20 protein-coding genes are annotated in these 19007 nt (G+C 32.9%); 9 read left to right on the top strand and 11 right to left on the bottom strand.

Annotated elements, in window-relative coordinates:
• Positions 1-313: 313 nt before the first annotated feature.
• The gene (locus tag RMO70_RS06835) at positions 314-1357 is read right to left on the bottom strand and encodes a hypothetical protein (protein ID WP_310555680.1); all 1044 of its coding nucleotides are present in this window, start codon (positions 1355-1357) and stop codon (positions 314-316) included.
• A gap of 381 nt (positions 1358-1738) precedes the next feature.
• On the opposite strand from RMO70_RS06835, the gene RMO70_RS06830 reads away from it, so the two are divergent.
• The 8 genes from RMO70_RS06830 to aroE all read left to right on the top strand — a co-directional run bounded on the left by RMO70_RS06830 (position 1739) and on the right by aroE (position 10544).
• Entirely contained in the window at positions 1739-2191 is a 453-nt protein-coding gene (locus tag RMO70_RS06830; protein ID WP_310555679.1) for a transcriptional repressor, read from the top strand.
• Between the two features lie 78 nt (positions 2192-2269).
• Entirely contained in the window at positions 2270-3541 is a 1272-nt protein-coding gene (locus tag RMO70_RS06825; protein ID WP_310555678.1) for an adenylosuccinate synthase, read from the top strand.
• A gap of 151 nt (positions 3542-3692) precedes the next feature.
• The gene (locus RMO70_RS06820) at positions 3693-4412 is read left to right on the top strand and encodes a hypothetical protein (protein WP_310555677.1); all 720 of its coding nucleotides are present in this window, start codon (positions 3693-3695) and stop codon (positions 4410-4412) included.
• A 152-nt stretch (positions 4413-4564) separates the two neighbouring features.
• Positions 4565-6259 (top strand): OstA-like protein, encoded by a 1695-nt coding sequence (locus RMO70_RS06815; protein ID WP_409025073.1) that lies wholly within the window; start codon positions 4565-4567, stop codon positions 6257-6259.
• A gap of 120 nt (positions 6260-6379) precedes the next feature.
• Positions 6380-7573, top strand: a complete 1194-nt coding sequence (locus RMO70_RS06810; RefSeq protein ID WP_310555676.1) for an aspartate aminotransferase family protein — start codon at positions 6380-6382, stop codon at positions 7571-7573.
• Between the two features lie 303 nt (positions 7574-7876).
• Positions 7877-9271, top strand: coding sequence for a tetratricopeptide repeat protein (locus RMO70_RS06805; protein WP_310555675.1), 1395 nt, complete (start codon positions 7877-7879; stop codon positions 9269-9271).
• Entirely contained in the window at positions 9272-9808 is a 537-nt protein-coding gene (locus tag RMO70_RS06800) for an energy transducer TonB (RefSeq protein WP_310555674.1), read from the top strand. It abuts the gene before it with no gap.
• Complete coding sequence (gene aroE, locus RMO70_RS06795) at positions 9789-10544, top strand: shikimate dehydrogenase (protein WP_310555673.1); 756 nt, start codon at positions 9789-9791, stop codon at positions 10542-10544. Before RMO70_RS06800 ends, aroE begins: the two co-directional genes overlap by 20 nt.
• A gap of 2 nt (positions 10545-10546) precedes the next feature.
• On the opposite strand, the gene RMO70_RS06790 is transcribed toward aroE, so the two are convergent.
• Together RMO70_RS06790 and RMO70_RS06785 are read right to left on the bottom strand one after the other, a co-directional pair.
• The gene (locus tag RMO70_RS06790; RefSeq protein WP_310555672.1) at positions 10547-10903 is read right to left on the bottom strand and encodes a hypothetical protein; all 357 of its coding nucleotides are present in this window, start codon (positions 10901-10903) and stop codon (positions 10547-10549) included.
• A gap of 113 nt (positions 10904-11016) precedes the next feature.
• Positions 11017-11364 carry a hypothetical protein gene (locus RMO70_RS06785; RefSeq protein ID WP_310555671.1) on the bottom strand — a complete coding sequence of 116 codons (348 nt, stop codon included), beginning with the start codon at positions 11362-11364 and terminating at the stop codon, positions 11017-11019.
• A 208-nt stretch (positions 11365-11572) separates the two neighbouring features.
• On the opposite strand from RMO70_RS06785, the gene RMO70_RS06780 reads away from it, so the two are divergent.
• On the top strand, positions 11573-13450 hold the full coding sequence (locus tag RMO70_RS06780; RefSeq protein ID WP_310555670.1) for a DUF349 domain-containing protein: 1878 nt from the start codon (positions 11573-11575) through the stop codon (positions 13448-13450).
• A 66-nt stretch (positions 13451-13516) separates the two neighbouring features.
• On the opposite strand, the gene RMO70_RS06775 is transcribed toward RMO70_RS06780, so the two are convergent.
• The 8 genes from RMO70_RS06775 to RMO70_RS06740 form a co-directional block, all read right to left on the bottom strand.
• Positions 13517-14185: a hypothetical protein gene (locus RMO70_RS06775; protein ID WP_310555669.1), complete on the bottom strand. Its 669-nt coding sequence runs from the start codon at positions 14183-14185 to the stop codon at positions 13517-13519.
• Between the two features lie 97 nt (positions 14186-14282).
• Entirely contained in the window at positions 14283-15056 is a 774-nt protein-coding gene (mazG, locus tag RMO70_RS06770) for a nucleoside triphosphate pyrophosphohydrolase (RefSeq protein ID WP_310555668.1), read from the bottom strand.
• 74 nt (positions 15057-15130) lie between these two features.
• A complete protein-coding gene (locus RMO70_RS06765; protein WP_310555667.1) occupies positions 15131-15679 on the bottom strand; it encodes a DUF5606 domain-containing protein in 549 nt (182 codons plus the stop codon).
• A 65-nt stretch (positions 15680-15744) separates the two neighbouring features.
• Positions 15745-16329 (bottom strand): peptide deformylase, encoded by a 585-nt coding sequence (gene def, locus RMO70_RS06760; RefSeq protein ID WP_310555666.1) that lies wholly within the window; start codon positions 16327-16329, stop codon positions 15745-15747.
• A 106-nt stretch (positions 16330-16435) separates the two neighbouring features.
• Positions 16436-17926, bottom strand: a complete 1491-nt coding sequence (locus RMO70_RS06755) for a malate:quinone oxidoreductase (RefSeq protein WP_310555665.1) — start codon at positions 17924-17926, stop codon at positions 16436-16438.
• A gap of 64 nt (positions 17927-17990) precedes the next feature.
• The gene (gene ruvX / locus RMO70_RS06750) at positions 17991-18401 is read right to left on the bottom strand and encodes a Holliday junction resolvase RuvX (RefSeq protein ID WP_310555664.1); all 411 of its coding nucleotides are present in this window, start codon (positions 18399-18401) and stop codon (positions 17991-17993) included.
• Positions 18402-18683 (bottom strand): type II toxin-antitoxin system RelE/ParE family toxin, encoded by a 282-nt coding sequence (locus RMO70_RS06745; protein WP_310555663.1) that lies wholly within the window; start codon positions 18681-18683, stop codon positions 18402-18404. It lies immediately after the preceding gene.
• Positions 18673-18906 carry a hypothetical protein gene (locus tag RMO70_RS06740; RefSeq protein ID WP_310555662.1) on the bottom strand — a complete coding sequence of 78 codons (234 nt, stop codon included), beginning with the start codon at positions 18904-18906 and terminating at the stop codon, positions 18673-18675. The genes RMO70_RS06745 and RMO70_RS06740 overlap by 11 nt, the downstream gene beginning before the upstream one ends.
• Between the last annotated feature and the right edge of the window lie 101 nt (positions 18907-19007).

Below are 19007 nucleotides of genomic sequence, written 5' to 3'. Positions count from 1 at the left end.
TCGTTTGCATAATGCATACTTTGGGATTTGACTTTCAGCTTATCCGTCTTTGGCTCTACACTAAACTTACACTTTACGGTCGCATCTTGAACTACGATATGTTTTGCCCCCATTTTTTATAAATTAAAAATTACGAATTATAAATTAAAAATCCTCGAATCACCGAATAAACAAATCACCAAACAAACGAATAAACTATTTAACTTCCACACTTGGTGGCGTTTGTAAGTCAATACTTGTTTACAAATATATAGAATCTATGTTAAATGTTTTCATATCGAGTATTATTTTTTGTTAAAAAATTTATTGTGTATTATTCCACAACTGCTATTGTAATTTTTATTTCTTTTGTCTCATTTAACTCAATAGCACACTGCATATTGACATTTTCAATGGTATTATTCTTACTATTCAAAACATATATTGCAACATAACTTCCTGCTGGAATCTCAGACACTAAACTAGCTTCATCTAAATTATAATCATAATCTAAAAGGCTTCTCGCATCGTTTACTGCTCCCTTTTTTTCTAACGCAATTTTAGTATCATCTGTTACATATTCCTCAATTTTCTGCACCACTTTGTAGCTAACATTTTTGATATCAGGCAATATAGGAAAGTCCATTTCTGGCTCAAAATACCCCATTTGCGTGTGGTTAGCATACAACCCATTGAAATACGTTTTCAGGAAAACATCTTTTTGCAACAAGTCTGTTAATCTGTTCTCGTCTTTAAACAGTGTGTCATAATATAACAATCGCTTCACTATTTCATAACCTTCATAGTAGTCCAGAAGGTCTAATTTGATTGATTTCCATCGTTTGGCTATGCTTTCAAAATTCTGAATCCCTATCCAGTTTCCATCATCGTTTACAATTAACTCTAGCGGATATATTGATTTAGTGACTTCTTCAAGAAATTCGTGCATTACAGAAGACCATTCTTGTTCTGGATCTGGAATCCTATCTATTTTGAACACGGTATAATCGCCTACTTTTTGCAAATAGGCTACTGTCATTTTACAATCAATATTTAGAATTCTATTTCCTTTGTGGATGGCTAAGGCAACATCATACATCAAAACAGTTTTAAACGGTTTTATAGCTAGTTTTTTATCATACAAAAAATTCACTTTAGGCACATTATCAATATGCTTTTCGCTAATTAATGGCGTAATGTATAAAAAATCTAAACCCGCTGGAAATTCATAGCTTATGAGCTCTTCTTGCTTTGCAAAAACATTATGAAACCGAATTACTTCGCTACTTTCTTTTCCTAACGCTTCGGCTATCGTTAACAAGGTATCACCTGACTTAATCTTGTAGATATTGTATTTTTTAGTTTTCGGCTTGTTCATTCTTATTTTTTAAAGCGTAAATGTAAACAAATATTTTTTTGATTATTTTTTGTACTAAAAAAAAATATATAACCCGTTGGGTCAAGATATTGAGGAACATCACTTCGAGTATTTTTTGTGAAGAAAAACGGAAGAAAACTTCTCGATACGCTTCGCTACTCGAAGTGAGGTGTATCAAGATGTTTTTAACTAGGCTTCTCGATACATTTTTTAAAGTAGGAAACATTGAATTACTACTTGATTACAGTAAACTTTAAAAACCACTCGAAGTGACGAAAAATTAGTATTAAAAAGTAATTATACCCAACAGATTAATTCGTGTTATTCTGATTCTTACCCCTCATTTTTGACTTTAAAACTTTTTGATTATCTTTGCCAGATATGACACTTATAGCCACAGACAATACAAAAAATCAGGAAATTGTAAAAAACGTTTTTACAATGTATCTTGAAAACAAAGGGCATCGAAAAACTCCGGAACGCTACGCTATACTTCAGGAAATATATGAAAGCGAAGAACATTTTGACATTGAGAATTTGTATGTCAAAATGAAAAATAAAAACTACCGTGTTTCTCGTGCCACACTGTACAACACCATCGAATTACTTTTGGATTGTGCCTTGGTTCGCAAACATCAGTTTGGGCAAAACCAAGCGCATTACGAAAAATCTTACTTCGATAAGCAACACGATCACATCATTATGTTAGATACAGGTGAGGTTATCGAGTTTTGCGATCCCCGCATTCAAACCATAAAAAAAACAATGGAAGAAATATTTGGTATCGAAATAATGAACCACTCGTTATACTTTTATGCTAATAAAAAGGCATAATTCAGTTCATTGTTAATTCTGTTAACCGATTAAACAATAACTGATTAAACAAATAAACAACAAACAACAACACATACAATGACCGTAGATTTATTACTAGGATTACAATGGGGCGATGAAGGCAAAGGAAAAATTGTCGATGTATTAACTTCAAAATACGATATTATTGCTCGATTTCAAGGCGGTCCAAATGCGGGACATACTTTAGAATTTGATGGCATAAAGCACGTTTTGAGAACCATTCCTTCTGGGATTTTTCATAAAAATAATGTCAATGTGATTGGAAACGGTGTCGTAATTGACCCTGTAGTTTTTAAATCTGAAATTGATGGATTGGCAAAATTTAATTTGGATTTAAAATCAAAGTTAATTATTTCCAGAAAAGCACATTTAATTCTACCGACACATCGTTTGCTTGATGCCGCTTCAGAAGCCTCCAAAGGGAAAGCTAAAATTGGTTCCACTCTTAAAGGAATAGGACCAACGTATATGGACAAAACAGGTCGTAACGGCATCCGTGTTGGCGACATTGAACTGGAAGATTTTGCAGCAAAATACAGAGCGCTAGCAAACAAGCACGAAGAAATGATAAAATTCTACGATGTATCAATTCAATATAATTTGCCTGAATTAGAAAAAGAATTTTTTGAGGCTATTGAAGAATTAAAAAAATTAGATTTCATTGATTCTGAAGAGTATTTACATCAAGCGCAAAAAGCAGGAAAATCAATCCTTTGCGAAGGAGCACAAGGTTCACTACTAGATGTTGATTTTGGAACCTATCCTTATGTAACTTCCTCAAATACAACAGCAGCTGGTGCTTGCACCGGTTTGGGAATTGCGCCAAATAAAATCAAAGAAGTATACGGAATTTTCAAAGCCTACACCACGCGTGTTGGTTCTGGTCCTTTTCCAACCGAAGATTTTGAAGAAGCTGGAGATACAATGGCAAGCGTAGGCAACGAGTTTGGATCAGTTACAGGTCGCAAAAGACGTTGTGGTTGGTTGGATTTAGTAGCTTTAAAATATGCAATTCAAGTCAATGGTGTAACACAATTGATGATGATGAAAGGCGATGTGCTTTCTGGTTTTGAAACCTTAAAAGTAGCTACTTCATACACCTACAAAGGACAAAACATAACTCATTTGCCTTATAATATTGAGCCTGAAAACGTACTACCTGTATATACTGAATTTAAAGGCTGGAAAGCGGATTTAACAGGAATGAGTATCTATAACGAATTACCAATAGAGCTTAAAGACTACATCGATTTTATAGAAAAAGAAGTGGAAGTTCCTATTACTATTGTTTCGGTTGGACCTGATAGAAAACAGACGATTGTTAAATAAATCTTGATTTAAACAATATGATTGTCCGCTAAGCGAACCAAATTTAATAAACATCTTAATGATTTAAAAAGTTTACCACGAATTGCACAATTCGTGGTTAAAATAATAACTTGGCATCAGTTAAGGATAGTCATATAAAATAATTAGTAGAATGACAAAATTAGTTTTATTTGTAACTTTATTTTTTCTATCGTTCGCATTTTATGCACAAGAAAATCATCTTTTAGAAAAAATTCAAAAACAATTAAAATTAAAAGACGATGCTATTTTTGCAATTGAGACAAAAGTAATTCCTAACAACGCAGCATTATCAATTATTGCGATTGGTAAATACACTACAATACCCAATAATGATGGTTTCGATTGTACCTTACTCCTTCTATTAATTGACAATAAAACCGAAAAAATTATTACGCAGTACACTGAAAATAACAAATATACATCAGATGCAATTCGTCTTTCTAGTATTTCAATTGATATGGCAAACTACAAAATTTCAGAAACTGTAAGAGCCTTTGGTATAAGAAGTAATTTCAGTGGAAGTTCTCAAGTCAACCCATATAGTTTAGAAAATATTTCTTTGTATACAATCAAGAATAACAAAATTGAAAAAGTGTTAGATGAATATGAAATGAGTAGCGGTATTGGTGAATGGGATATGAGATGCAATTATGAAGGAGAAGAGTCTGAATCTATTTTTATAATGCAAAAAGAAAAAAGCGAAGGATATTTCAACATTCTCGTCAAAACTAAAGTTACTAAAAGAAAAAATACTCCTTCGAAACGCGACGAAAATGATTGTATTGAAACCATAAAAAAGTTAAAACCTTCATCAAAAATTTTAATGCATAAAAAAGGCATTTACAAATAACTGGATTATAACTCTTTTTTTTTTAAATAAATAAAATGCTTAATTCCAATTATGTTCAACATATAGAAATTAAGTGTTTTTATATTTTATTTGGGATTTATGATTTGATTTTTGGAACTTTATTTTCGTAATTTTGACAAAAATTATCTCCATTGAATAAAATAGATATTCGTTTCGTATTATTAATACTGTTTTTTTGGCAAGCATCCCTTTGGTCGCAAGTGACTAAAAAAGGAACTACTAGCAATACCACACCTCAAAAAGAAACCAAACAAGTCGTTATTGAAGGTGCTGATTTTCTAGATATTTCCGAAAGTCAAGTGCCTGGCGCAATCGTTTTTACAGGAAATGTTAGAATTGTACACGAAGGAATTAGGATGACATGTAACAAAGCGTATCATTTTGGCAAAGCCAATTTTGTAAAAGCTTTTGGAAACGTTCAAATGATTCAAGGCGACACACTCACAATGAACAGCAGATATGCCGAATACAATGGCAATACCAAGTTTGCCTTTGCCACTGGCGATGTGGTAATGCGTGATCCAAAAATGACTTTAGCTACAGATACTATTAACTTCGATAGGAATTCGCAAGAAGCCTATTATAATACCAGTGGTACGATTCAAGATCCCGAAAATACCTTGACAAGTAAGTCTGGAAAATACTTTTTAGCCCAAAAAAAGTTTCAATTCCTAACTGCCGTAACTGTAGTAAATCCTAGACAAACCATAAAAACAAATCATCTGGATTATTATACAAATTCGGGACATTCGTATGTTTTTGGTCCATCAACCATAACTTCTGCCACGAATGTTATTTATACTGAAAAAGGTTTTTACGATACCAAAAAAGACGAAGGCAAACTACTCAAGGGTTCTAAAATAACCTACAAAGACCGACTCATAGAAGGCGATGATATTTTTTACGATCGAAAGAAAGACTTTGCAAGAGCCAAAAATAATGTCAAAATAACCGACACCATAAATGAATTTATTGTTAAAGGACATTACGCCGAAGTGTATAAACAAAAAGACTCTATGTTCATCACTAAAAAAGCCGTAGCTATCACTTTATTTGAAAAAGATTCTGTTTATTTCCACGCCAAAAAACTACTAATAACAGGGAAACCTGAAAACCGAATTATTCGTGGTTCAAACAATGCGCGTTTCTTCAAAAAAGACATGAGTGGAAAATGCGACTCCATACATTCCAATACCAAATCTGGACTCACACAAATGATTGGAAGGCCTGTTTTTTGGAACGGAAAAAACCAAATGACTGGCGATGTAATGCATCTTATTGCTGATACCAAAACCGAAAAAATGGATTCACTAAAGGTACTTAACAATGCTTTTATTATCTCAAAAGATACCATTGGAGAAGGCTTTAATCAAGTAAAAGGGCAAAACTTGTTTGGAAAATTTAAAGAAAACAAACTCCATATTGTCGATGTAGTCAAGAACACCGAAGTGGTTTTCTATATGCGAAACGACAAGCAAGAACTTATAGGAATCAACAAAAATGTGAGCAGTAGCATCAATATGGTGCTTGACGGAAATACGATTGATACCATTACTTTTTTTACTAATGTTGATGGTGATATTTATCCAGAAACGGAACTGCCCGAAAATGCCCGAAAACTCAAAGGTTTTATATGGCGTGGTGACGAACAAATCTTGAAAAAAGAAGATATTTTTCCACCAGAAGAACTTGAATTAGACAAAAAAGCCCAAAAAGAATCGCAAGCCAAAGCACTCGAACCAAATGTTCCGATGGAAGCCTCAAAAGAAACATTGAATTACGATAAGCCAATTCCAGTAAAGAAAAAAGCTAAAAAGAAAAAATAGTACGATATTAAAACATACACAGAGTTTTTCTGAACCATTAAGAAATTAAGATTTGAACTTAATTGAACTTAATTTCTTAATGGTTCAAATCAAATTTAAAAATCGCACCCTAATTTTAAAATGCATCAAGATTTCCTCAAATACCAAGCCCAAACCACTCCACACCCACTCGGTATGGAAGTTTCGCACGCATTGGGTTCCTATATATACGATACAAAAGGCAAAAAATATTTAGATTTTGTTGCTGGTGTTTCCGCTTGTACACTCGGACACCAACACCCAAGAGTAAAACAAGCCATTGTCAATCAGTTAGATAAATATTTACACGTAATGGTTTATGGCGAATATGCACAAGATCCAGCCGTGAAACTATGCAAGCTTTTGGCAGAAAATATGCCACCACAACTCAACAAAACCTACCTTGTTAATTCAGGCACCGAAGCCATCGAAGGCGCCTTAAAACTAGCACGAAGAATTACTGGTCGAAGCCAACTCATATCCTGTCATAATGCTTATCACGGCAATACAATGGGATCGATGAGCGTAATGGGATTCGAAGAACGCAAACAAGTTTTTCGTCCATTAATCCCAGATGTCGATTTCATCACCTTCAACAACGAAGCAGATATTCAAAAAATAACCCATAAAACCGCAGGAATCATTCTCGAAACCATACAAGGTGGCGCAGGATTTATTCGTCCCGAAAATGATTTTCTAAAAAAAGTTCGCCAACGTTGCGACGAAGTTGGTGCCATAATGATACTCGACGAAATACAACCTGGTTTTGGTCGTACAGGCAAACTTTTTGGATTTCAAAACTATGATATGGTTCCCGATATAGTGGTTATGGGTAAAGGAATGGGAGGCGGAATGCCCGTTGGAGCTTTCACCGCAAATGCAACTCATATGGACTTACTGTCTGACAATCCAAAACTCGGGCATATCACCACATTTGGCGGACATCCCGTCATTGCGGCCGCTTGTTTAGCCACGTTGCAAGAACTAGTTGAAACCGATTTAATGCAAAAAGCACTTGAAAAAGAACAACTTTTCCGTAAACAATTAAACCATACACTAATCAAAGAAATACGTGGCGAAGGATTAATGCTTGCCGCTATGACAGAAAGTCCTGAAATAACGAACAAAATCATTTTCAAATGTCAGGATAAAGGCTTGATATTGTTCTGGTTACTGTTTGAAGCCTGCGCCATCCGCATCACACCGCCACTCACCATTTCAAACGAAGAAATTATCGAAGGTTGTGGCATCATTATTGAGGCAATGAACGAAGTAGCATTAGAAATTGCAATATAATTTTTTTTGGAGCTATTTCCTGCTGTCCGCTCTATCTTTTCCTGACTTGATTGCTTCGTTCCTCGCAAAGTCAAGCCAGAAAAAGGATACCGCTTCCATCAGGGCTAGGGCATCCAAAATAAATTTAAACATTATAACAAAATTTTATTCTTACTATTGATTTTTGAAATTGAAATTGATTCTTGAATTTTATTTTTGCCATTTAAAATTGTTAATTAAATTGTTTACAACAAAAACAAAAACAACCATTCATTATCTATATATATCCTAATTTTATTACGGATAACATTAAAAAAATTGAGTATGTACTTGAGCCAAGACGAAGACGATTATAGCTTATCCTTATCCAAATTTGAATCGATGCTAAAAACAAACAAAGTGTTGTTTTTTGATTCAGAAGAATTTGAGGATATTATATTGCATTATTTAGATATTGGTAAATCCTCTTTAGCAAAAAAAGCACTTAAACTAGCACTTGAACAGCACCCAAAATCGACAGGACTAAAACTAGTTCAGGTCGAAATGCTCGTGTATGACGACAAGTTAGAACTAGCCGAAAAAATGCTAAACGAATTGTATGCCATTGAGCCTACAAATGAGGAAATATACATTCAAAAAGCCAACATTTATTCTAAAAGAGACGATCACGAAAAAGCAGTGGATCATCTTAAAATAGCCTTAAAATATACCGATGATTTTGCCGATGTCTACAATTTAATTGGTATGGAATATCTCTTTATGGACAATCTTGAATTGGCAAAAGAAAATTTCATAAAATGCCTAGAAGAAGATGTCGAAGAGCAATCCAGCTTGTACAACGTTGTCTATTGTTTCGAATTTCTAGATCAAGACCAAGAAGCTATTGACTATGTAACACAATATATTGACAAAAATCCGTATAGCGAAATCGCTTGGCATCAGCTAGGCAGATTGCATTATGGAATCAAAAATTATGAAGCTGCATTAACCGCTTTTGATTATGCAACCCTTATTGACGATGAGTTTATGGGTGCTTTTATGGAAAAAGCCAAAGCACTTGAACGTTTAAAACGATACGAAGAAGCCATCGAAAATTATCAAGAAACCATAAAACTTGACGATCCCACATCGTATGCCTTATTGCGAATAGGAAAATGCTACGAAAGACTAGGCAACAAAGTTTTAGCATTAAAATATTACAACAAAACCGTTCACGAAGATCCACTTTTAGACAAAGGATGGATTGCCATTACCGATTTCTATTTCCGTCAAAAAAACTTTTCCAAAGCATTGTATTATGTCAATAAAGCAATCTTAATTGACGGCGAAAATAAACTGTACTGGAAACGTTTTGCATCTATAAACAAAGCCTTAAATCTTTTTGAAGAAGCAGAATATGGCTATAGAAAAGCCGTAGAATATGGTGATTTTCAATTGGATACTTGGTTGTTTTGGACTGATATCCTACAATACTTAGGCGAATTCGAAGGTGCCATTCAAACTTTATTACAAGCCAGCGAGTATTTTCCAGAAGAATTTGAAGTCGAATATCGATTGGCTGGACTGTACTTGATGTTAAACGAAACCGAAAAAGGAATTTTTCATTTAAGCAATGGTTTGCGTCAAAGTTACAAGGATAGAAAAATTATAGAAAATTTATTTCCTGTGGTTTGGGAATATAAAATTGTTCAGGATTGCATTCAAAAACACATGAAATAAATGAAAAAAATAATAACCTTGTTCGTTTTGTTCAATTTGACTATTCATTGTAGTCAAACTAAAAAGACAATTAATTATGAATCGTCAACAACTAAGCAGCAAGAATTAGAGTCTAAAATTGTTCGCTATTCTGACACTAAAACTATTAAATCAAACATAGCTATTGATATGTCAGATAGTGGCAATATTACTAATAATTCATTACCCAATCTTATTTACTTATCAACTGACCTTGAAGTTCAACCTGAATACGATGGTGGAATAACTGAATTTTATAATGAATTTAATAAAGATTTCCATATTGAGGTTGATAAAAACATTAAAGGAAAAATTTCTTTAGTTGTTATTATAGAAAAAGATGGTTCAGTAACTGATATTAAAGTTATGAAAGATATAGGCTACGGATCAGACAAAGAAGCTTTAAGGGTAATTAAATCTTTAAAAAAATGGTCTCCTGGCAAACATAATGGCATTATTGTAAAAACAATATATCCATTAACAATACCAATAGAAATATATGCAAAAAAACAAGACTAAAAAACTAGGTTTACTAGGTAAAAACATTAGTTATTCCTTTTCTCAAAATTATTTTAGTCTAAAATTCAAAAAAGAAGAAATAAATACTGTTTATAGTTACGAAAACTTTGACATTCCACACATAGATGAATTTAAAGCGGTTTTAAAAAACAATCCAGAATTGATAGGTTTAAACGTTACCATTCCTTACAAAGAAAGCGTTATTCCATTTTTAGACGAATTGTCTGAAAATGCAAAACAAATTGGTGCAGTAAACACTATCAAAATACTACCAAATGGTAAATTATATGGTGACAATACGGACTATTTTGGGTTTAGCAAATCGCTGAAACCCTTGCTGAAAAAACACCACAACAAAGCTTTAATCCTAGGAACGGGTGGCGCAGCAAAAGCAATAGTTTTTGGTCTTAAACAATTGAATATTGAAAGTGTTTTTGTATCTCGTCAAGCAAAAGAAAATTGTATTTCGTATGCTGATATAACTCAAGAAATCATATCCGAATTCCCTATAATAATCAATTGCACACCATTAGGAACATTCCCAAATATAGAAGAATTTCCAGAAATTCCATACCACTATCTAACCAAAAAAAATATTGCTTTCGACTTGATATACAATCCAGAAAAAACTGAATTTTTAAAACAAGCAGAAAGCAATAATGCACTAATTAAAAACGGCTATGATATGCTCGTTTTTCAAGCGGAGAAATCTTGGGAAATTTGGAACTCAATATAATATCAAGATTCCTTTCTATTTTTTCTCTTTTGTATCTGTTCTTTGGTCAATTTTGAATACATCTCAAACTGTTCCGTATTTAACAAAAACTTCATTTCAGCATCTTTAGCTTCTTGAAGCTCATTTTCTTTAGCTACTCTTTCTTTTTTATTAGCTTTTGACTCCATCAAAACTTCCCATTTTTCTTGATACTTGTCCGTTAATTCATAAAATTTAGGTTGCTGCACGTCAGTTAGAGACAACATTTCAACTAAATTTTTTAAATCTTCTTTTTTTGGCGCAAGTGTTTGAGAACTGGCATCAAGACAAGTTAAAAAAAGCACAAATACAAAAGCAATAGTAAATTTTAAATTTTTCATTATAGAGAATTTTAAATTTGTTTTAAATAAAGGATAAAAATAGTAAAAAATAATTTTACGTTACCTAAATTAATCAAAAGTTATTCCAATTAATAAAAAAATAACCTTTAAAATTATACTTTTTTCTTTCTGTCTTCCATAATTTTAAGATAATCTTCGTATTGTTCACTAGAAAGTAAGGCTTTCATTTCAATATTCTTTTGATCTTTCATCGCTTTTAACGCTTTGAACTTGTCCCTTTTGTTTTGATCACTCTCTTTGACTTCTTTGGCTTTCATCACAAATGTTTTACTTATTTCCTTAAACTTTACTTCTTGCTCTGTCGATAGATTTAATTTTTCGATCGTACTTTTCATTTGTGCAATCATTTCTGCTCTTTTATCGGTTTCTTGTGCTATAATTTCAGCAGAAAAAAAAATAAGTAATGCGATAATCAGAAAAGTGAATTTTGAATTTTTCATAGGTAAATTATTTAAAGTTATAATTAACAATAAGACTTATCCTTTTAAAAAAGGTTTAATTAGTGCCTGAAATTTTATTAAATTTTAAATGAAAAGATGAAAAAAAGTCAAAAACAGATAGAAATTTAGCATAAACAAGGGTTTTAGTTTTAATTCTGTTCTGTTTTTAGTAACTTCGGCATCTATATAACTGTAAATATTTTGCACAATGCAAGAAGAACAACATGATAACCTACCTGAGGTAGATGGAAACGAAATACAAAAATTTCAAAAAAATGCTCAAAGTTCTGAAAATGAAGCTATTGAAACTATTGATAATTTGAACGCTGAAGTTGCCGAAAACACTACTGCTGATGACAATCACGAAATCCCAATGCTTGATTATGAAGCAATGGATATGGAAAGTTTAACCTCTGAACTAGAAAAACTGATTGATACCGACAAAATTATGGCGGTAAAAAACCATATAGAAGAAATAAAAACTTCTTTTTTGTCAAAATACAATCATTTTATTGACGAAAAAAAGGAAGAATTTGCAAACGAAAACACAGATTCCTCTCTTGAATTTGAATATCATTTTCCTTTAAAAAATAAATTTGACACTATATACAATTCTTTTAGAAGTAAGAAAAATTCTCATTTTAAAAGTTTAGAATCGAGTTTGAAATCAAATTTACAAACTCGTTTAGGTTTAATTGAAGAATTAAAATCATTAATAAATCCAAGTGAAAACATTAAAGACCATCTGAAACAATTTAATGATATCAGAGAGCGTTGGAGGTCAGCGGGAGCAATTCCTAAAGACAAATACAACCACGTTTGGAATAATTTCCATTTCCATATAGAAAATTTTTACGATTATTTACACTTAGATCGTGAAGCACGTGATATCGATTTCAAACACAATTTAGAAGCCAAACAAAAAATAATTGTTCGAGCTCAAGAACTTGTAACTGAAATTGATGTGATGAAAGCATTCAGAGAATTGCAATCGCTACATAAGATTTGGAAAGAAGACATCGGTCCTGTTTCGAGAGAAAAAAGAGAAGAAATTTGGGCAACTTTTAGCGAATTGACCAAACAAATGCACGATAAACGGGAAGCCATATTTGTTGTGCAACGAGGAACCGAAGTTGAAAATTTAGCTAAAAAACAAGCAATTATTGCTGAAATTGAAGTAATCGCTACCGAAAAAATTGAAATTCATTCCGCTTGGCAAGGGCAAGTTGATAAAGTAGAAGCATTAAGAGAACAATTTTTTACTACTGGAAAGGTTCCTTCTGAAGTAAATGAGCAAACTTGGAGCGAGTTTAAAACTGCTGTTCGTAATTTTAATGTGCACAAAAATGCATTTTACAAAGACATTAAAAAGGATCAAAATGCCAATCTTGACAAAAAAAATGCTTTAGTTGCCCGCGCAAAAGAATTGCAAGAAAGTACTGATTTCAATACTTCGACTCCTATAATGAAGAAAATTCAGGAAGAGTGGAAACAAATAGGCCATGTTCCTAGAAAATATTCGGATAGCGTGTGGACAGCCTTTAAAACAGCTTGCAATCACTATTTTGATAGAGTTCACGCAGAGAAAAACGAAAATGAAGAGGTTGAAATTATAGCTTTTGATAAAAAGAAAGAATATCTTGAAACCTTGAAAGAGTTTCAATTAGTTGGAGACCACAAAACAGATTTGGACGGCATAAAAGCGCATATTGAAGCTTGGAAAAACATTGGAAAAGTGCCCTTTGCAAGACGCCATATTGAAGGAAAATTTAACAAAATCTTAGATGTCCTTTTTGAAAAATTGAGCTTGAGCAAAAAAGATACTGAAATGATGCGCTTTTCAAACCGATTAGAACAACTTTCTGAAGGCAACGATTCTAGAAGAATTGATGGGGAGAAAATATTCTTAATGCGAAAAGTAGATGAGGTTCAAAACGAAATTTTTCAATTAGAGAACAACATCCAGTTTTTTGCCAAAGCCAAAAAAGACAGTCCAATGGTTCTTGAAGTAATGAAAAATATTGAGAAACAAAAAGAAGAATTGGCCACTTGGAAAGAAAAACTAAAACAAATTAGAAGTCTATAAAAATCAGTTTTATTCTGCTAAAAAAGCACAAATTCCTATGCGATTTTGTGCTTTTTTTTAGTTTAATTACTGTTTTACTATAACTATCGAAGCTTTGAAACCAGTGGCAAGATTCCATTGGTTTGAAGATATTAAGATTCCTTTTTCATCATAAACTTGAAACTCCGCAGTGTTGGGTCCCGAAGTCCCTTGATTTAACGCTTGAAATTCCACTTTATTAAAACCCTCTTGTAATGGCAAATTTAATTCTTGAAATTTACCATCTAAAAAAACTTCATAAACAACCACTTTATCATTTACCAAGACACGAATTATGTCTCCATCAACCAATCCAAAATCCCTATAAAAAATACCAACAGCTTTTGTACCAGTTCGAAATTCCCCTAAAAACTGATTCCCCCTAAAAGGAATTGTACTTTCATCATCATTGCCTTTTTTTGAATTCAATTTTTTCTCATAAACCAAACCAGGATCTAAATCACTTTTTTTAGTGTTAAAATCCATTGGTTTTTCAAGTGTAGGCGAACTATATATTTTTGTTGCACTTTTAAATTTTGTGATTTCAAATGGTTTCGAAATAGAGTATTGCGATGAAGCTTCCGTTTTAGGCTTACTTTTTATATCAAACTTGTTCTCTACTTTAGGGAAAACTATTGAGGAAATAGTGGTTTCTTTCTGAGAGAAAACAGCTATTGAACATAACGATACTAAAAACACAATAGTTTTAAAACTCATAATTATTTATTTATCAAAAATTGTTCCAATTAAATTTTAAAAATCAATGATGAAAAAATAATTTTCATATTGCCGAAAACCTAATTTCTAACTCCAACTACATTCTCTTAGCTTCATTCCAAAAAACATCCATTTCTACCAAAGTCATATCCATCAATGGTTTGCCTAATTGCTCCGCTTTACTTTCTAAATATTGAAACCTTTTGATAAATTTTTTGTTAGTTCGCTCCAAAGCATCTTCAGGATTAATATTTAAAAATCGAGCATAATTTATCATCGAGAACAACACATCGCCAAATTCAGCTTCCATTTTGTCTTGATTTCCAGCTGCAACTTCCACTTGCAATTCAGACAATTCTTCTTGAACCTTGTCCCAGACTTGGTGTGGTTCTTCCCAATCAAATCCCACACCTTTTACTTTGTCTTGAATTCTGGAAGCTTTTACCAAGGCTGGCAAACTTTTCGGAACACCTTCTAAAACTGACTTTTTACCTTCTTTCAACTTTAATTTTTCCCAATTTTGCTTGACTTCTTCCTCGTCTGCAACCACCACATCTCCGTAAATATGTGGATGACGGTGAATCAATTTATCACAAATATCATTGGCAACATCCGCCATATCAAAACTATTGGATTCACTACCAATTTTGGCATAAAAAACAATATGCAACAACAAATCGCCCAACTCATTTTTAACTTCTTCCAAATTATTATCCAAAATAGCGTCGCCCAATTCGTACGTTTCTTCAATGGTTAAATGGCGTAAAGTCTGTAAGGTTTGTTTCTTATCCCAAGGGCATTTTTCACGCAACTCATCCATAATGTCCAGCAACCTTCCAAAAGCATCCAATTGTTGATGTCGAGAATTCATAAAATCGATTTTAGTAAAAATAACAAATCCTGCAAATGAAAATCAAATGCAGGACTTATATTTATGTTAAATATTTATTTCTTAGTTGACTTAGTTGCTTTTTGAGCAGGTGCTTTTTTAGCAGCAGCCATTCCAGCATTTTTAGGCGCAGCAGTTTTAGTCGCTTTTGGAGCTTTTACTTCTGTTTTTGCAACAACTTTTTCAGATTTTTCTTCTTTATCTTCAACTTTTACAGGTTCTTCAGCCGAAACCAATCCTTTGGCTTGCAAAACATTATACCAATTAATTACTTTTTTAATATCAGAAGCATAGACTCTTTCCTGATCGTAATCTGGTAAAATTTCTAAAAAGTAAGCAGCCAATTGCGCTTTATCATCTTTAAAAGCAAGAGTTGGACCATTATTTTCTTTCTTGGCAATACTTCTCATTACTTCAACCAAAGGTTTTTCTTCGCTAGTAGTGTACATCGAAACTTCCGAAAGTAAACTCACATTACTACGCAACCCTACTGTGATTCTTTTCCCATCTATAAATGATTCTGCAACAAAACCTGTTCTTGTTTGTACCTTCAATGCATATAATCCTGGTTTTCCAGAAATGGCTAATATTTTTTCTAAATTCATTTTTATTATTTAATCGTTGAATAGTTAATTTGTAATATCGAAATTACTAAATTAATTAGTATAAACTATCTTTTTTTTGTTACTAATTTCATTCTATAATCAGGACGCGCTTTGCCTTCCATAATATTTTGTAACTTCTTTTTAATCAATTGTTTCTTGAAAGTAGAAATCTTATCTGTAAACAAAATTCCTTCTATATGATCGTATTCGTGTTGAATTACTCTAGCGATTAATCCATTGTACACTTCCGTTTTCTTATTAAAATCTTCATCATAGTACTCAATCGTGATTTTTTCGTTACGATACACATCTTCTCGCACATCAGGAATGCTCAAACAGCCTTCGTTAAAAGACCACTCCTCGCCTTCTTCGGCAATCATTTTGGCATTGATAAATGTCTTTTTAAAACCTTTTAAAGCTTCTGCCTCTTCTTTAGAAATGTCATCGCTATCGCTAAAAGGATCTGTATCTACAATAAAAACTCGAACAGGCAACCCGACTTGAGGCGCTGCCAAACCAACACCACAAGCATTGTACATTGTCTCGTACATACTAGCGATGGTTTCGTTTAAATTAGAGTAATCTTTGGTTACTTCTTCACAAACCTTACGCAAAACTGGATCTCCGTAACCTACAATTGGTAATATCATTTTATTAGTCTTCAGTATTAGTATTCAACATTCATCTAAAATGAACGAGACAACTTTTTTAAAATTTGATGCAAAAGTATATAATTAAATAGAAATGTCATAAATCTTAACACTTCAATTTTAAAATTTGATTGGTTTTTTCTCTAATTTCATCACACAAAACAGGGTTTTCATTCAAAGATTGTCCAAATGACGGAATCATTTGTTTGAATTTATGTTGCCAATTTTCTGTTTTAGCTTCGTGAGGAAAACATTTTTTAATCAAATCAACCATAATTGAAACCGCTGTCGAAGCACCAGGCGAAGCACCAAGCAATACCGAAAGTGAGCCATCAGCAGCACAAATGACTTCGGTTCCAAACTCAAGAATTCCTCTGCCATCAGCATCTTTTTTGATAACTTGTACTCTTTGTCCAGCATTTTCTAGAACCCAATCTTCTTTTTTAGCAGATGGAACATACTCCTTTAAAGCTTTTAGCCTATCGTTTGACGATTGAAAAACTTGATCTATCAAATATTTTGTCAGCGGAATATTGTGAATTCCTGCCGAAAGCATTGGTTTTATATTGCTTAACTCAATTGATTTTACCAAATCAAAATACGAACCATTTTTTAAAAATTTGGTTGAAAAACCGGCATAAGGACCAAAAAGCAATGCTTTTTCGCCATCTATCATTCGAGTATCAATGTGTGGAACCGACATAGGTGGTGCACCAACCGATGCTTTTCCGTACACTTTTGCACTGTGTTTTTTGATGACTTCTGGATTGGTGCATTTGAGCCATTGCCCACTAACAGGAAATCCGCCGAAACCTTCGCCTTCAGGAATATTTGCTTTTTCTAATAATAACAAGGAGCCGCCTCCAGCACCAATAAAAGTAAATGGTGTATATATTTTTTTCTTTTCGCCTGTAGCGATATCTTTAACTTTTATTCTCCATTTTCCATCATCACGCTTTTTTAAGTCGTACACCTCATGATGAAAATGAGTTGTCACACCCTCTAAAGATTCTAAATATTTAAACATACTCCTGGTTAAAGCTCCAAAATTAACATCGGTACCATATTTCATTGTGGTTGCCGCAATTTTGTCTTTGGGATTTCGGTTTTCCATAACTAATGGTGCCCAAGCTTTAATTTGATTTACATCTTCAGAATATTCCATTGCTTTGAAAAGATGAAATTGTTGCAAGGCTTTGTATCTTTTTTTGAGATATTCTACGTTTTCGTCACTCCAAACGAAACTCATATGTGGCACACTTTTAATGAAACTTTCTGGGTTTTGAAGTAATCCTTTTTCAACCAAATAGCTCCAAAACTGACGGGAAACTTCGAAAGATTCGGATATTTTTACCGCTTTTTTGGTTTCGATAGTACCGTCTACCATTTCGGGAGTGTAATTGAGTTCACAGAAAGCGGCGTGACCAGTCCCTGCATTGTTCCAAGCATCAGAACTTTCGGCTGCTGCAATATCAAGACGCTCGAAAATTTCAATTTTTAATTTTGGATTTAATTCTTTTAAAAGCAAGCCTAACGTAGCACTCATTATTCCTGCTCCTATTAGTACAATATCTGTTTCTATTTTTTGACGAGGCATCTTTTATTTAGGATTTGAGATTTGGTCCTTCGACAAGCTCAGGATGACAATTAGGTTTTATAGTTTATTTTCTATTTAAAAAATCTTGCAACATTATGGTGGCGGAAATTTCGTCAATCAAGGCTTTGTTTTTGCGTTGTTGCTTTTTGAGTCCGCTGTCAATCATGGTTTGAAAAGCCATTTTTGAGGTAAAACGTTCATCGACACGATCTATTTCCATTTCTGGGAATACATTTTTAAATTTGGTTACAAATTTCTCAATGATTTCGGTACTTTGTGATGGTTCGCCATTCATTTGTTTAGGTTCGCCTATAAGGACTTTTTCGACTTTTTCTTTAGAAAAATAGTCTTTTAAGAAAGCGATAGCAGTTTCGGAAGGAATGGTTGTCAATCCGGATGCAATGATTTGCATTTCGTCGGTAATGGCTATTCCGGTGCGTTTTTGTCCGTAGTCGATGGCGAGAATTCGAGGCATTTATAGGGTTTCTTTGTGTTTTATGAATCCGAAAACGGTTATTGTTTGATTTTCTATATCAATTTTGTAAACAGAAGTATAACCTTTGAAAACATAATCTCTTATATTTTCTTCTTCATAATAAATTGATTTTTTGAAGTGAAAAGGATTCACTAGGTCTTTTTTGATATTTCGAATGATATCTTTTCTAAATTTTCTTGCTGCTAATGGTTTGTCTTTAGCAATATATAAAACTTGGACTAACAAAGATAATCTGTAAGTTTTAGCGAATTCAATTTTCATAATCTGACAATGCTTTTTCAAGAAATTCATCAAGTTCTTCAATGGAGCAACATTCGGCAGTTCCATTGTTTACTTTCTCTAAAGCAATATCTAACATTTTTTTGTTTGCTGCAAAAACTGGATTTTCTGTAACGATTTTTAGTTCGTTTGGTGGAAAAGAATTTAGTAATTCTAAAATTTTTGCTTTTATATTGGATTCAAATTGAATAGTTAGCGTTTCCATAGCGATAGATTTTGATACACAAATATACAAAATAATTTTCTAAAAAAAGATAGCCTAAAACTTTATAAAAATGCCCAAAACTTAGTCTGATAGCCCTGATT

Origin of the sequence: Flavobacterium sp. (assembly GCF_031422135.1) — a bacterium.
Lineage (GTDB): Bacteria > Bacteroidota > Bacteroidia > Flavobacteriales > Flavobacteriaceae > Flavobacterium.
Note: the sequence above shows the minus strand (reverse complement) of the source record. Positions and strands in the feature narration are given on the sequence as shown.